This window comes from Cupriavidus sp. 05N38 (genome assembly GCF_056397345.1).
Genome location: NZ_JBFTNF010000047.1, coordinates 12751 through 26486 on the forward strand (window position 1 = coordinate 12751; position 13736 = coordinate 26486).

The 13736-nt window shown below is 64.3% G+C and carries 12 protein-coding genes and 1 pseudogene; 5 read left to right on the forward strand and 8 right to left on the reverse strand.

Annotated features, from left to right (window positions below):
* Nucleotides 1-58: 58 nt before the first annotated feature.
* The 4 genes from AC1DK4_RS27935 to AC1DK4_RS27950 all read right to left on the reverse strand — a co-directional run bounded on the left by AC1DK4_RS27935 (nucleotide 59) and on the right by AC1DK4_RS27950 (nucleotide 4609).
* Nucleotides 59-514 carry a cupin domain-containing protein gene (locus AC1DK4_RS27935; protein ID WP_441620464.1) on the reverse strand — a complete coding sequence of 152 codons (456 nt, stop codon included), beginning with the start codon at nucleotides 512-514 and terminating at the stop codon, nucleotides 59-61.
* 26 nt (nucleotides 515-540) lie between these two features.
* Nucleotides 541-1470 (reverse strand): NAD(P)-dependent oxidoreductase, encoded by a 930-nt coding sequence (locus AC1DK4_RS27940; protein ID WP_441643469.1) that lies wholly within the window; start codon nucleotides 1468-1470, stop codon nucleotides 541-543.
* A gap of 101 nt (nucleotides 1471-1571) precedes the next feature.
* Entirely contained in the window at nucleotides 1572-3116 is a 1545-nt protein-coding gene (locus tag AC1DK4_RS27945) for an acetolactate synthase large subunit (protein ID WP_441620461.1), read from the reverse strand.
* Nucleotides 3117-3157: 41 nt separating this feature from the next.
* Complete coding sequence (locus tag AC1DK4_RS27950) at nucleotides 3158-4609, reverse strand: aldehyde dehydrogenase family protein (protein ID WP_477116218.1); 1452 nt, start codon at nucleotides 4607-4609, stop codon at nucleotides 3158-3160.
* A gap of 267 nt (nucleotides 4610-4876) precedes the next feature.
* On the opposite strand from AC1DK4_RS27950, the gene AC1DK4_RS27955 reads away from it, so the two are divergent.
* The 3 genes and pseudogenes from AC1DK4_RS27955 to AC1DK4_RS27965 all read left to right on the forward strand — a co-directional run bounded on the left by AC1DK4_RS27955 (nucleotide 4877) and on the right by AC1DK4_RS27965 (nucleotide 8207).
* On the forward strand, nucleotides 4877-5881 hold the full coding sequence (locus AC1DK4_RS27955) for a Bug family tripartite tricarboxylate transporter substrate binding protein (protein WP_441620457.1): 1005 nt from the start codon (nucleotides 4877-4879) through the stop codon (nucleotides 5879-5881).
* A 784-nt stretch (nucleotides 5882-6665) separates the two neighbouring features.
* Nucleotides 6666-7235, forward strand: a pseudogene (locus tag AC1DK4_RS27960) (ISKra4-like element ISBte1 family transposase); the annotation flags it as partial.
* 540 nt (nucleotides 7236-7775) lie between these two features.
* Complete coding sequence (locus AC1DK4_RS27965; protein ID WP_441620455.1) at nucleotides 7776-8207, forward strand: universal stress protein; 432 nt, start codon at nucleotides 7776-7778, stop codon at nucleotides 8205-8207.
* Nucleotides 8208-8445: 238 nt separating this feature from the next.
* Here the strand turns inward: AC1DK4_RS27965 and mepK are convergent, their stop codons facing one another.
* From mepK to AC1DK4_RS27985, 4 genes are all read right to left on the reverse strand, one after another.
* Entirely contained in the window at nucleotides 8446-9015 is a 570-nt protein-coding gene (mepK, locus tag AC1DK4_RS27970) for a peptidoglycan L,D-endopeptidase MepK (protein WP_441620453.1), read from the reverse strand.
* An 18-nt stretch (nucleotides 9016-9033) separates the two neighbouring features.
* The gene (locus tag AC1DK4_RS27975; RefSeq protein WP_441620451.1) at nucleotides 9034-10677 is read right to left on the reverse strand and encodes a L,D-transpeptidase family protein; all 1644 of its coding nucleotides are present in this window, start codon (nucleotides 10675-10677) and stop codon (nucleotides 9034-9036) included.
* 13 nt (nucleotides 10678-10690) lie between these two features.
* Nucleotides 10691-11146 (reverse strand): universal stress protein, encoded by a 456-nt coding sequence (locus tag AC1DK4_RS27980; protein ID WP_441620449.1) that lies wholly within the window; start codon nucleotides 11144-11146, stop codon nucleotides 10691-10693.
* A gap of 121 nt (nucleotides 11147-11267) precedes the next feature.
* On the reverse strand, nucleotides 11268-12275 hold the full coding sequence (locus AC1DK4_RS27985) for a zinc-dependent alcohol dehydrogenase family protein (RefSeq protein WP_441620447.1): 1008 nt from the start codon (nucleotides 12273-12275) through the stop codon (nucleotides 11268-11270).
* A 237-nt stretch (nucleotides 12276-12512) separates the two neighbouring features.
* On the opposite strand from AC1DK4_RS27985, the gene AC1DK4_RS27990 reads away from it, so the two are divergent.
* Both AC1DK4_RS27990 and AC1DK4_RS27995 read left to right on the forward strand, forming a co-directional pair.
* Nucleotides 12513-12803 carry a hypothetical protein gene (locus AC1DK4_RS27990; RefSeq protein ID WP_441620445.1) on the forward strand — a complete coding sequence of 97 codons (291 nt, stop codon included), beginning with the start codon at nucleotides 12513-12515 and terminating at the stop codon, nucleotides 12801-12803.
* Between the two features lie 98 nt (nucleotides 12804-12901).
* Complete coding sequence (locus tag AC1DK4_RS27995) at nucleotides 12902-13732, forward strand: universal stress protein (RefSeq protein WP_441620443.1); 831 nt, start codon at nucleotides 12902-12904, stop codon at nucleotides 13730-13732.
* The last annotated feature ends 4 nt before the right edge of the window (nucleotides 13733-13736 follow it).

A 13736-nucleotide genomic window follows, 5' to 3' on the forward strand; every position in this document is an offset into this window, starting at 1 on the left:
CGCCGGGGGTGGATGTCTACCTCGGCAAAAATGTAACCTTTCGTCATGTCGTCTCCCGTCAGAAGGATGAGGTGAAGTTCGCTGGAGCGTCGCAGGCCACCGTTCCCATCTTTGCCGGAATCGAGACTTCGAGAAGCTCGAGGTCTGGTGAGATCGCCAACTCGTTGTGCTTGAGTCCGCCAGGGATCAGGAGCGATTCTCCCGCGCTGACGCGAATATGGCGGCCGTCCTCGAAGACCAGGTCGACCCAACCGCGCAGCGTATAAATGAACTGCGAATCGCAGAGGTGATAGTGCCACCCGGTTTGCTGCATTTCGCCCGTTGCAAGAGTTATCTGCGCGCGCATGCGGCCATCCGTGGCAGTCGTCACGCCCAGGTCCCGATACTTGAAGAATGAGCGGCGTCCCGGCACCAGTGGCGCCGTTTCGGGCGTGGCATAGGAAAGCCTTTGCGCAAGCGCTTCGGCGTCGGCAATCGACGTGGCGGAATGAACGTGTTCGGTGGATGAGTCCATGGTCTGCTCCGTGGGTGTTGTCGTTGTTAAAGTTGCTGATTGGCGGGTTGCCGCCGTGGTGCCCCGCGTACCAGCACGGTGGCGCGTTCTTCCACACTCTTGATGATCGAAGTGAAATCGTCCTGGCCGCGTCCTTCTTCCATTGCCGTTTGCCAGACGCCCCGGGCCTGCTCTAGAACGCGCGCCGGGATGCGCAGATTGCGGGCCTCTGCGATGGCGAGCTCCACATCCTTTGCGAGGATCGACATGTGTGCCCCGAAGTCGAACGATCCAGGGAGGGCGAAGCGAGCAAGTATGTCTGCTGCCGCGCTCTGGCCGGTGCTGGATCGGATGACGTCGGCCATGGCGTCGGCGTTCAGGCCTGCTTTGGCGCCCATTGCCAACGCCTCCGATGCAACGGCCATGTTGGCGGCCAGCATGATGTTGTTCACCAGCTTCATCGCCTGTGCCTGGCCGGGCTGATCGCCCAGCTTGTGAATTGTCTTCGCGATGCGATCCAGCGAGGGCATGGCGCGCGCAATGTCATGGCTCGCGCCGGCCAGCATGATGGACAGCGTGCCCGCACGCGCGGCGGACGGCCCACCACTGACTGGCGCGTCCACCGTGGCGATATGCTGACGCTGAAGTCTCTGTGCGATGGAGGACACCGCAGTCGGACCGATCGTCGACATCTCGATGTACGTATGCAGCGCGTTGCCGGCCGCCACGCCGTCCTGGCCGAAAATCGCCGCTTCGCATACCGCCTGGCTTGGCAGGCAGGCCATGACGATGGCGGCGGCATCCGCCACCGAACGTGGACTGGCATGCGCCACTGCGCCAGCGTCCACAAGTCGCGACACGGCTTCCGCGTTAGGGTCGTAGACGTGCAGTCGGCACCCGGGATGAATAAGCCGCATTGCCATCGCGGCACCCATGTTGCCAAGGCCTAAAAARCCGACTTGGGTAATCTTGCTCACGTTCGTATGTCTCCGTATCTGGGTAGATTTCCGCGCACCGCGTCTACCAGTCGGTGCCGCGCGCGTCGTGCTTCGGGTAATGTTGCAGTGCCGGCCTTCACTCAGATCAACAGTTCGATCAGGAAGGGGCCGTCCTGGCGGAAGCTCTGCTTCATGAGGTCGGCGCACTGCTCGAGCGTCGTTGCGCGTGCGGCCTCCACCCCCATGCCGTTGGCGAGCCTGACCCAGTCGAGATCGGGATTCGACAGATCCAGCATGCTCATGGCCGTGGGCCCCGGTAATGCCCCGACGTTCTCGTATTCGCCGATCAGGATGTTGTACTTGCGGTTGGCCAACAAAATCGTCGTGCAGGGGAGTCGTTCACGTGCCTGCGTCCAAAGCGACTGAAGCGAATACATCGCCGAGCCGTCAGCCTGCAGGCTGATGACCCGTCTCGAGCCCCCACAGGCCACCGCCGCGCCGGTTGCAACCGGGAGTCCGTCGCCAATGGCACCGCCGGTCAGTGAGAGCCAGTCATGTGGTGCTGCAGCGTGGGTGAATCGGTAGAAGCTGCGGCCATACGAAATGCTTTCGTCCGATATGATCGCGTTCTCCGGCATCACGGCGGCGATCGTCTGGGCCAGCCCTTCCGGCGTGGGTACACCGGTAGCGATCTCCGGGCAGGGCTGCGCGGGCGGCATATCGACCACTGGCGCGTTCAGCGCCTCCGCCAGCGCGAGCAGGGCCGCTTCGGGATGCTGGTCGACGCGCGACAAATGATGGATCTGGGCTTCGCGCGGATACTGGAGGGAGGGCTTGCCGGGATAGGCGAAGAATCCGACTGGTGGCCTGGCGTTGACCAGGATGATGTGCCGGAACGATGCCATCATCGTGATGGCTTGATCGGTGTTGTAGGGCACCCGCTCGATCGGCAGACGGCCTCGTCCACGCGAGACCCGCCCCATCACGTACTCATATTTCAGGGTCGCGCCCGTCGCGCTGGCAATGCGCCACGCGAGCGCCTGCGCTTCGGGCAGCGCGCACTCGCCGCCAAGCAGAATCAGCACGTCATTGCTATTCTGGCGCAGAATGCGCGCCGCGTTGTCGACGGCAAACGTATCGATCGATGGCGCTGACGGTACGGGCAATGCGCGCGCGGCAGCGCCGCCCGCATCCCATGACGTATCGGAAGGCAGGATCAGCGAGGCGATCTGCCCGGGCGCGGTCCGCGCAGCGGCTACTGCGGCGGCCGCATCACGACCGACGTCGGCTGCGGACTGGCTCGTGCGGACCCATGCCGATACGGCGCCCGCGAGCGCGGCCGTATCGGCAGTGAGGGGCGCATCATACGGGCGGTGATAGGTCGCCTGATCTCCCACGATGTTGACGACCGCGCTATTCGCGCGGCGAGCGTTGTGAAGGTTCGCCCACCCGTTGGCAAGTCCCGGTCCGCAATGCAATAGCGTGCTYGCGGGCTTSCGGGCCATGCGGAAATAGCCGTCGGCCATGCCGGTCACGACGTTCTCCTGCAGTCCCAGCACACACCGCATACCTGGAATTTGATCCAGGGCCGCGACGAAATGCATTTCGCTGGTGCCGGGATTGGCGAAGCAGGTATCGATGCCCGACTCGAGCAGTGTGGTGACCAGACTTTCAGCGCCGTTCATGTTGTGTGTTCTCCGGTTCGATGAGGATGGGTCGCGTGGGGTCAGCGCGAGCAGGCAGGATCCGTCCAACCGGAAACTGCCTTGGCTTCGAGGAACTCCTCGATGCCCCAGATCCCGCCTTCGCGGGCGCGTCCGGACGCCTTGATGCCGCCGAAAGGAGATCCCGGGGCGCGCGGCCTGCCATTCATCTCCACCATGCCCGAACGCAGCCGGCCCGCGACGCGGCGGCATCGTTCGTCATCGGTCGATTGCACGTAATTGGCCAGCCCATACGGCGTATCGTTCGCGATGGCGATCGCCTCTTCCTCGGTGTCGAACGGAATAATGGAGAGCACAGGGCCGAAGATCTCCTCTCGGGCGATGGTCATCTGGTTGGTCACGTCGGCGAAAACAGTCGGCCGCACGAAGTAGCCGCATTCGTGCGCTTCGGGACGCCCGGGGCCGCCTGCAACAAGTCGCGCGCCCTCCGCCGTGCCTGTCTCGATCATCTCCTGGACTTTCCTGAATTGCGCCGCCGAGGTCAGCGGGCCGAAGAACTTCCCCGGCGCGTGCGCCGCCTCGGCCGCGAAGTTCTCGGCGATTTCCCGGGCCTCGTCGACTACGCGCGCATAGATCGAGCGCTCGACCAGCATGCGGGTAGGGGAGTTGCAGCTTTGACCGGTGTTCTTGAAGCAATGGAGCACCCCGCGTCTCACCGCATCCGCATCGGCGTCGGCAAAGATGAGGTTGGCCCCTTTTCCGCCGAGTTCGAGCACCACTCGCTTGAGTGTCTCGGCGGCGGCTTTCGATATGGCGATGCCAGCGCGGGTCGAGCCGGTGAAGCTGATCATGTCGATATAGGGATGCGACGACAGGCGCGCGCCGACCCCCGTGCCGTCACCGTTCACGAGATTGAACACGCCGCTCGGAAAGCCGGCTTCCTCGATGAACTCGGCAAAGAGCATCGAAGAGAGCGGCGCGATTTCCGATGGTTTCAGCACGACGGTGCATCCGGCCAGCAGTGCGGGCACCACCTTCAGCGTGACCTGATTCATGGGCCAGTTCCATGGTGTGATGAGGCCGGCCACGCCGATCGGCTCCATCAGGATCCGATCGTTGGGTGCATGCGTGCCGATGGAACGTTCGAACGAGAACGTGCGAAACGCGGTAATGAAGTTCCTCATGTGATACGCGCTAGCACCGACATGTTCGGCCCGCGCCATGTCGACGGGCGCCCCCATCTCCAGGCTGATCATCCGCGCCATTTCCGCGGCGCGTCGTTCGTAGATCTCCAGCAGCCGCTCGACCAGCCGAAGCCGCTCGCCCGGCTCGGTGCGACACCAGCCTGCGAAGGCTTGCCTTGCCGCCTGCACCGCGCGGTCGGCATCGATCGTATCGCCGACGGATATCACCGCGCAGGGTTGTTCGGTGGATGGGTCGATCACCGTCAGGTCTTGGGGCCGTGCGGGCATTACCCACTTCCCACCGATATGGAACTGTCTCTTATCAAGCACGTTGTCTCTCGTAGTTTTTGCGTTGCGGCGTACCGATCATGGCCGGGATGCTGCCGATGAATCGAACGGTAGAGCATCGCCTCCTCTTTGTAAATAGGGTTGTATCGTTATCCATAGGATAATTTTCTACGCAAACAACCCGGGGATCACTTTTCCTAAAATTATCCTATGGACAACGTTGAATCCCTATTTACAACCATGAATCGTCCGTCTATGGTTTGACCGACGGCGCTTTCGACCGCAATCACCATTCAGGAGACAACCACCATGACCCACCGCTTCAGCCCCATTTCTCATTTCCGTTCACGCCGCGCCGTATTGGCGCTGGGGGCCGCCATGCTGGCTGGTGCGGCGTTTCCGGCCGCGAGCCAGAGTGCGGCGTGGCCGGCACGGCCCATCCGCCTAGTGGTGGGTTTCGCTCCCGGCGGCGGAACGGACGTGATGGCGCGTGCGATTGCACAGTTGCTGAATGAAGCACTGGGGCAGACAGTGATCGTCGAAAACAAGCCGGGGGCGAGCGGCAACCTGGCGGTCGGCGAAGTCGTGAGGGCGGCGCCGGACGGGTACACGTTTCTGATTGCGCCCACCTCGGTTGAGACGGCCAACCCATATCTGTTCAAGTCGAATCTCGTCCCGTCCCGGGATCTAACGCCCGTCATGGCGATCGGACGCGCCCAGATGTATCTGGTCGCCCGTCCCACGCTTGAGGCCAGGGACGCCAAGCAGTTCATCGCTTTGGCGAAGTCGCAACCGAGCAAGATCACCATCGCGTCGGCCGGTACCGGGACGGCACCGCATCTCGCCGCCGAGCTATTCAACCAGAGCATCGGCACGTCGATCACGCAGGTGCCGTACAAAGGCTCCGCCCCTGCGCTGCAGGATGTGATGGCCGGTCAGACGGACGTCGTATTCGACCCGGGGATTGGCTTCCCCCACATCCGAAGTGGCAAGGTCAAGCTGCTGGCAGTGGCGAGCGAGAGCAGGTCGCCGTTCTTTCCGGACGCACCGTCATACGGGGACCTGGGCATCCGCAATGCGAGTCTTGATGTCTGGTTCGGGGTGTGGTCACCGAATAAGGTCCCGGCCGACATCAGCGAGCGATTTTCTGCGGCGTTAAAGAAGGTGTTGGCCTCGCCAGTGCTCAAGCAACGGTTCGCGCAACTCGGCGCCGAACCGGTGGCACTGGACAAGTTAGCTTTCCGAAACCTGCTGACTGACGAGAGCAGGCGGCTGTCAACGCTGATCAAGGAGCGCGGGATCGTCGTCGAGTAAGCACCTCGGCAGCCTCCCACCTCTGATTGTCCCGGACCCTTGCGGCCCGATTCCATATCAGCTTCCAAACCGGTCATCCGTGGCCGAATGTTCATCGCGGACTACAGCTTCTCCAGGCGGACCGATGTGTATCGGCGTACACGCGCAATGCGGCATTGAACATTTGTTCCGCCGCGATCGGCTACACAAACGGCTATTACCTCGGTACAGACAAGGATCACATGTTTGGGGTGGCGGTCGGCGTCAGGCACAAGTCCTGAGCSCGCCGGGAGACCGGCAAGGAATAGGGGGTGCACGCCCACTACGATGACGGAATGGAGTCATAACTCGGACATCGACCTGGTTCCTGAACACCCGGAGCTTGCGAGGACGTCTGCGAAGGCTCAGGCGTTCTTTGCCCCCTGTCATGGACAACGCTGCGAACTTCGCAGGGGCGCACAAATCCGCATAGGGCGGTCGAGGCGTCGCTTGCGATTCATCGAAGCTTCGACCAGCCCGACATCGTCCGGGCGTGCGCGTTACTGGGGCGTTAGCGACTGAATCCCGATTGGTGCCCCTCATCGGGATAAGGGCATCGACAGGGCCCCTGTTCGCCCCGGCAAGCGCCTAGTCGCCCCCGAGGTTCGCTGCGCCTGCGCCAGCCGGCAGGAGGCGACCCTTCTCCACCATTCCCAATCACGCATCGGAATGGCAGTTCGCAACCGGAAACTAGCCATTCAGTTGTGCCGACATCTGGCGCCAGAAGCGTACTTTGGGCGCATGCGGCTCACATTTCGGTGGCGATCTGCCTGAGCGGGTCAGTCCAGAACTTCAGTATCTCGAGGTCAAGTTTGCCGCGTTGATGTCGTATGGTCTGACTGTCAACGTCCTGCAGGAGGTATTGCCGCTCGATCTTGTGCTGGCAGCCAGCTCGATCCGGCGGCAGGTCACCACGCTCGGTCGCCGGTTGGGAGCGGAACGGGCCGCCGACGCCCGGCAGCAGGCTGAGGTGGCGGCGAACGTCCGCTCGCTCGAGATCCCGGAGCCCAGTCCGGTCCGCGCGGTCGGCATTGTCGGCGGCTACCTTCGGGGGGGCCGGCCACCGGCGCCGCCAGGACGCTGGTTTGAAGTGATCGTCGGGAAGTCCCTGCGGGATCGGGATGGCGGAAATAGTTTTGCCTACGCGCACAAGCTGGAGCGCCGACCGGCCGATCGTATGTGGAACTTCCTGCTACGAGAAGGTGTGCAACCCAGTCAGCCGGTCACCTTCCTGTCGGACGGCGGGGATACCGTACGGTTTGCCCAACTCGGCTTTGGTGACCGCGATGAGTACGTTGTCGATTGGTTCCACATCGCCATGCGGGTACAGAAAATGCGGCTAACCTGTTGTTGAGCGAAATCAAGATGCCTGTCATCCGCGCATCCTAGGATGAATGCGGAAAGCCAGATTTGCGGTGACACCTGTCCCTCGCGGTAAGCTCTAGTGAATTTGGGGCTCATGCGGCTTCTTCAGGGCGGTGGCCAAAGTACGGAGGTATCTCGTGCACTGATACGGTCGATACGCTTAGTGTATTGCTCGCAGCTAGCCCTCACGGGATATGCCTACAGCACCATCCAGTCGGAGGATGCGTGCCATGGTGTCGAAGCGCGTCTCCTTGAGTCTGCGACGGTAAGCGGCGCTCATCTCGGCCAAAGGTAGCTCACCCGAGCCGCAGACCAGATCATTGTTCTGATCCTAGTGCAATGGGTGCCCATGAACGCATAGCGGATGCGCAAACTTGTGGGGGGCAGTGTCACGCGCGCGCTACTGGAGTCGACGACAGTACCAGTGCTGTTGTCGGACTGATTGGCCAGCAGTTGGGGCGTGCTTGGCCGCAGGCTGAACACAATCCAGCAATCCTGAAGGAGATGGCGCATGTACAAGAATATCTCGGTGGCGATCGACGGCAGCCACTGCAGCGATCAGGCCCTGGAAGAGGCGATCGATCTTGCCGGCGCTTGCGGCGCGGAGCTGGAGATTGTTCACGTCATTGACAGTGGATATGAATTGGCAGAGGTGCGGGTAGGCTTGGTCAGGAGGGGGCAGGAACTGCTGACGGCGGCACAGGCGAAGGCCGAAGCCAACAATCTGCACTGCCATGTCGTCCTGGTCGACGACGTCGCGGCGCTCGGTGACATTGCCAATCAGATCCGGCAAGTCGTGGAAGGCAGCCACGCTCGGCTCGTCGTGATCGGCACCCACGGACGTCACGGGGTGACCCGGCTGCTGATGGGCAGTGTAGCTGAAGGGCTTGCACACCAGTGCAAGGTGCCTGTCATGCTTGTGAGGGCACCACAGGAAGCGTGAGCCACGGATGCGGTGCAGTCGGTTCGGCAGGCGACCGGCGAGTCGGCCATCTTGCGAGCCGCGGCGCGGCTGCAGGCGAGCGAGGCGGAAGCTCAGCGCGACCTTCAGCCGGCAGTGGGGAGCAGCGGAGCAGGCACGCATGCAGGGGACGGCAGAGTGGAGGCGCCTGCTGACCAAATTGGAAGCCGCTCTGCGGCGGGCCGGGCGCGCGCAAGCGAACGCGATAGAACCTTGACACTTACCAATTCCGCACGCGCCCCGTATCCGCATGCACGAATTGCTCTTGCGGATAGAATCCCACACCGCCACCGCGCAGCGACAGGGCGGCATCGCGCAGATCCGCCAGCGGCACGCCGGGCAGGCGGATATCGATGGCCTTGCCGTCCATATGCAGGCTATGGGTGGCGACGCCGCCGGCGCCCGTCTTGCGTAGGCGCGCGTTTGTGGCCGGGCTGCGATAGCCTGAGATGACCTGGAAGGGTGCTTCGCAGGATAGTGTCTGCTTCAGGCTGTAGAGCAACGCGAACAGTTGCGGGTCGATCGAACCGACTTCGCCGGAATAGTGATCGCGCAGGAACCGGTTGAGCGCGGCCAGCGCCTCGGGCACGAACTGCTCGCCCACGGCGTAGACGATGGCAATGCGCTCGCCGGTGTGGGTATGGTCGAAGGCGAGGCTGCGGGCAGCCGGCAACGTTGGCAGGGCCGCAAGCGCGGGGTGGGCCGGTAGCGGCAGCAGCATGCCGGCCAGGGCGAGTTCGCCGGTGCGGCGCAGGAAAAGGCGGCGAGGGTCGCTGTGCGGTCCGGTCATCGAACACTCTCCCTTGACTTATTGGCTCAATCTTGCGCGTGTACTAGTCCATGAGGAAGTCCGCAGGTTCGCGGAGCGTTGCCGCAGCGCCTCGTCCAGCACTCGGTCGAGCCCATAGATATCGGAGAAAAAATACACGCGCCCGTCGGCCTTGACGATGACCGTGCCGTACGCGAGCACCACAGGCAGCGGCTGCTGCAAGCGCAGCGTGCTGGATTGCCCTTTGTCCATGGCATCGCGAATGCGCGCTTCAGTCCAGCCTGGCATGTCCTGCAGCACAAAGCTGGCCAGGGCCGCCGGTTCCTCGACCCGGATGCAGCCATGGCTCAGGTCGCGCCGGTCCCGCGTGAACAGCCCGGGCGCGGGCGTGTGATGCAGGTAGATGTTGTCGTTGTTGGGGAAGATGAACTTGATGTCCCCAAGCGCATTCATCGGCCCCGGGCGCTGCCGGATGCGCATCTGCCCGCGCTGGACGGCATCCAGGCTGGCCGCCGACAGCGTGGTCACCGCCTTGCCGTCGGCACCGACGAATTCGAAGCCCTGCCGCTCGAAATAACCGGGGTCGCGCCGCAGCCTGGGCAAGGTCTCCGCACGCGCAATAGAGGGTGGCACGTTCCAGTACGGGCTGAACTCGATGAAACGCATGTCTTCTTTGAAGAGCGGTGTCCGCGTGTCGAGCGCCTTGCCGACGATGACCTTCATCTCCACCTTGACCTGGACGTTACCGTCGTGGACTTCATAGGCGCGCAGCACGAACTCCGGCACGTTGACCACGATCATGCGCGGGCTCTCCAGCAGCGGCGTCCAGCGCAGGCGCTCCAGCGTCAGTTCGATCTGCCGCACGCGGCTGGCGGGCGAGGCATTCAACTGCGCTAGTGTGCTGGCCCCGATAGCGCCATCGGCCTCCAGCCCGTGGCGGGCCTGGAATGCCTTGACACCTTCCACCAGCGCGCCTTCGTAGCGCTCCGGGACGGGCGTGCCCGTGGGCAGGTCGCCCAGCGCGATCAGTCGCTGCGTCAGCACCGGCACGCCAGCGTAGGCCTGGCCATGCGCCAGCTTCTTGCCCGGTAGCGGCGGCAGCGGCGCCTGCCAGGCCGGATCACCTGCCAGCGCCCGGTAACGGGCGAGTGCCTCGCGCAGGGTGCCATACAGGGGAAACGACGGCGCCGCCTGCTGGACGGCCCTCGGCAGGCTGTGCCTGGCGACGGCTGTGCGCAGGTAGGCCGAAGGATCGAACTGCCCATCCGGTGCGGCGGCAAAATTCTCGTGGATCTGACGCGGCTCGACGCGGCCGCCGTGCAGGTCGGACAGGTAGCGCAGCATTGCGCCCGTCAGATCGCCATCAAGCCGCGCCACCGCTTCCGGTGCCAGTGGCGGCCCTTGCGCGGCCTGGTCAAGCGCACGATGCAGGACGTCGGCGTCATAGTCGCGGGGCTCCAGCCCGTCGGCCGCGGCGGCGACCAGGATATCCGCGGCCTGCCGCGCGTCGGCAGTGGGGTGGCCGTGCGAAAACCAGAGCGCGACATCCGTGGCCAGCACTCCCGCATGCCAACTCGAGGCCCATGCGGCCAGCAAGCCCGCCACGATTCTGGGCGTGCCGGCGCGGCGGATCAGCGACACGCCTAGCACCAAGCTGCGCGCCGCCGGCGCGACGCCTATCATCCGCGTTCTGCGCTCATTCAGGGCGCTCGCTGCGGACCATCAGCACAGGCTTGTTGCTCTTGTGCACCACGCCTTCGGAAACGCTGCCCATGATCAGGCGCCGGAAGCCGCGGCGGCCGTGCGTGCCAATTACGATGAGATCCGCACTCCAGCGATCGGCTTCTTCCACGATGGTGGTGGATATCTGCCCGGGGGAAACGGGCTTTTCGAGAATCTTCGTCGTATGCGCGATACCCGCTTCCGACAGGCGCCTGGCGGCGGCTGCCAGCGCATCGCGCCCCACGGCCAGGATGCTCTCCATGAGCTTGTTGGCATCGTAGCTGCCAGTGGAGAAGAAGACATCGCTATCGTCCGCCACGAAGAGCACCTTGACCTCGCTGCCGGTAGCCTTGGCGACGGTGATGGCCTGGCTCAGGGCGAGGTCGGAAGAGTGACTGCCGTCCACCGCGAGCAGTATTCGCTGATACATGGTTCGTGCCTCTTGGCTGGATATAGGGAGGTGTGCGCGCATGGGCGCCGCCGCCATCTGCAGCATAGGGGGCGGGCCAGATGCCGTATTGACCTGCATCAAGACACCGGCAGCAGGCAGGCTAGGCGATGCGCAGTACCGCCGCGCCGGCCAGGCGGCCCGCGCGCAGGTCGGCCAGTGCGGCATTGGCCTGCTCCAGCGGATAGACCGTCGTGGTGGTGCGCAGCGGCGTGGCGCGGGCGATTCGCATCAGTTCCAGCCCGTCGTCGCGCGTGAGGTTGGCCACCGACACGATCGACCGCTCCTCCCATAACAAGCGATAGGGGAAGGCCGGAATATCGCTCATGTGGATGCCACCGCAAACCACGGTGCCGCCCTTGGCGACGGCTTGCAGCGCCATCGGCACCAGCGCACCCACCGGCGCGAAGATCAGCGCGGCATCGAGCGGCTGCGGCGCGGGCTGGTCGCTCGGACCGGTCCAGCAGGCCCCGGTGTCGCGGGCGAGCTGGCAGGCGGCGTCGTCGCCGGGGCGTGTGAAGGCGAAGATCTCGCGCTGCTGGGCTACTGCGATCTGTGCCACCAGGTGGGCGGCCGCGCCAAAACCGTAGATGCCGATAGAACGGACGTCACGGGCGTCTCCCGCCATGCACAGCGTGCGGTAGCCAATCAGGCCCGCGCACAGCAAGGGCGCAGCATGCACGTCGTCGTAGTGCTCCGGGACGGGGAAGCAATAACGGCTGTCGGCCACCACATACTCGGCGTAGCCGCCGTCGCGCGTATAGCCGGTGAACTGCGGCGTATCGCACAGATTTTCGCGATGCGCTGCACAATAGCCGCAGTGCCCGCAGGTCCGACCAAGCCAGGGCACGCCTACCCGGTCTCCGGGGGCGAGGCCCGTCACGCTTGCGCCGCAGGACTCCACCCTGCCAACGATTTCGTGGCCGGGAATCAGCGCCGCCTTAGGGTGCGCGAGTTCGCCGTCGAGAATGTGCAGGTCGGTGCGGCAGACGCCGCAGGTGCTCACGGCAATGCGCACTTCGCCGGGGCCGGGAACCGGCACGGGGACGCGCGCCAAGCGCAGGGCTGGCCCGGTGCCGTCGAAGATCATCGCGCGCATCGTACCTTGCATGTTGCCATCCTCCGCGAACGCCCCCAGAGGCACCCAGCATTCATGCTAGGCGACGCCCGCCGCCGCCGCTTGATTCGCGTCAATGGCGCGCGCCAGGCGGGCGTCCCATACAGTTTCCGATGCCATGATCCGCATCTGCACCGAGCGCGTCCGAGCATACACGCTAGATGCATCCAAGGGCGGCGCGCAGGCGTGTGCGTGCCGGCCATCCGCCGATTTCGCTGATGCTGGAGGTGCATGAAGTACAGCAAGATACTGTTTGCGGTGGACGGCAGCGCTTTGGCCAATCGGGCGCTGGCGGAGGCGCCTCGCCCGGCGACTGCGATAGGCTCCGAGCAGGTGGCGCACGTGATCGATAACAGCTATCTCAGGTATGAGGTGGACTATGTCGACCTGACAGACCTGCGCGCCAGCCTGCTCGAGGGTGGACAGATCCTGCTGGACGAAGCCAAGGCCAAGGCTACGGTCCAGAAGGCGGCATGCAACGCGCCGTTGGCAGAAGGGAGCGCCGGCGCAAGGTCGGCGTAAGCCGAAGTAAGCAAGGGGCATCGGCTTGACCTGAGTCAATAGCCCTATCCAGGCGTTTCCTAGACTGGATACAGGCCTCCCAACCGCGCAGAAATGTCATGGATTACGCCAGCATCATGGTCCATCTGGACACCAGTCCACGAGCGCTGGACCGGCTTGAAATCGCTGCCCGGCTCGCCGTCGCCCGCCATGCACGGCTGATCGGGCTGTTTGCCGGCTTTATGCCTGATGCTGCCTGGTTTTACTTGATGCAGGGGGCTGCGACCTATATCGACGAGGACCGCCAGCGGCGCAGCGATGCACGCGAGGCAGTGCGCCGCCGCTTCGAGGCCGCAACGCAGGACCTTGGGGTGGAAATCGAGTGGCGCGCAGTGGAGGGCGATCCATTGATGATGGCACTGCGCGAGGTGCGCGAGGCCGACCTTGTCGTTGCCGGGCAATACGATCCGGCCGCCCCGGACAGCTTTGTCGCGACCCAGTTCCTGGAAAGCATCATCCTCGATGGGGGGAGGCCGGTCCTTGTCATTCCATTCGCCGGCCGGTTCGCCGTGCCCGGCGCACGTGCCATGGTGGCGTGGGACGGCGGGCGCGAGGCCGCTCGCGCCTTGCATGACGCCATGCCCCTGATCGCCGGTGGCCAGGCCAAGGTGCTTTGTGCGCAAGGCGCGCGCGCGCGGCCCGATGCGAGCCCGCCGAGCCATGCTGTTGCTGCGCTGGCAAGCCATGGCGTCCACGCAGACATCGAACACTGCCAGGAAGGATCGGACATCGCCATCGGCGAGACCTTGCTCTCGCGCGGGGCGGATTTCGGCGCCGATCTGGTGGTGATGGGCGCCTACGGGCGCGGCCGCCTGCGCGAGCTGGTACTGGGCGGTGTCACCGCGGCTTTGCTGGACACCATGACGGTGCCGGTACTGATGTCGCATTAACTGC

Coding starts and splice junctions, on each gene's coding strand:
- AC1DK4_RS27935 (WP_441620464.1), bottom strand. CDS start 514: ATGGACTCATCCACCGAACACGTTCATTCCGCCACGTCGATTGCCGAC.
- AC1DK4_RS27955 (WP_441620457.1), top strand. CDS start 4,877: ATGACCCACCGCTTCAGCCCCATTTCTCATTTCCGTTCACGCCGCGCC.
- AC1DK4_RS27965 (WP_441620455.1), top strand. CDS start 7,776: ATGTACAAGAATATCTCGGTGGCGATCGACGGCAGCCACTGCAGCGAT.
- mepK (WP_441620453.1), bottom strand. CDS start 9,015: ATGACCGGACCGCACAGCGACCCTCGCCGCCTTTTCCTGCGCCGCACC.
- AC1DK4_RS27975 (WP_441620451.1), bottom strand. CDS start 10,677: ATGATAGGCGTCGCGCCGGCGGCGCGCAGCTTGGTGCTAGGCGTGTCG.
- AC1DK4_RS27980 (WP_441620449.1), bottom strand. CDS start 11,146: ATGTATCAGCGAATACTGCTCGCGGTGGACGGCAGTCACTCTTCCGAC.
- AC1DK4_RS27985 (WP_441620447.1), bottom strand. CDS start 12,275: ATGCAAGGTACGATGCGCGCGATGATCTTCGACGGCACCGGGCCAGCC.
- AC1DK4_RS27990 (WP_441620445.1), top strand. CDS start 12,513: ATGAAGTACAGCAAGATACTGTTTGCGGTGGACGGCAGCGCTTTGGCC.
- AC1DK4_RS27995 (WP_441620443.1), top strand. CDS start 12,902: ATGGATTACGCCAGCATCATGGTCCATCTGGACACCAGTCCACGAGCG.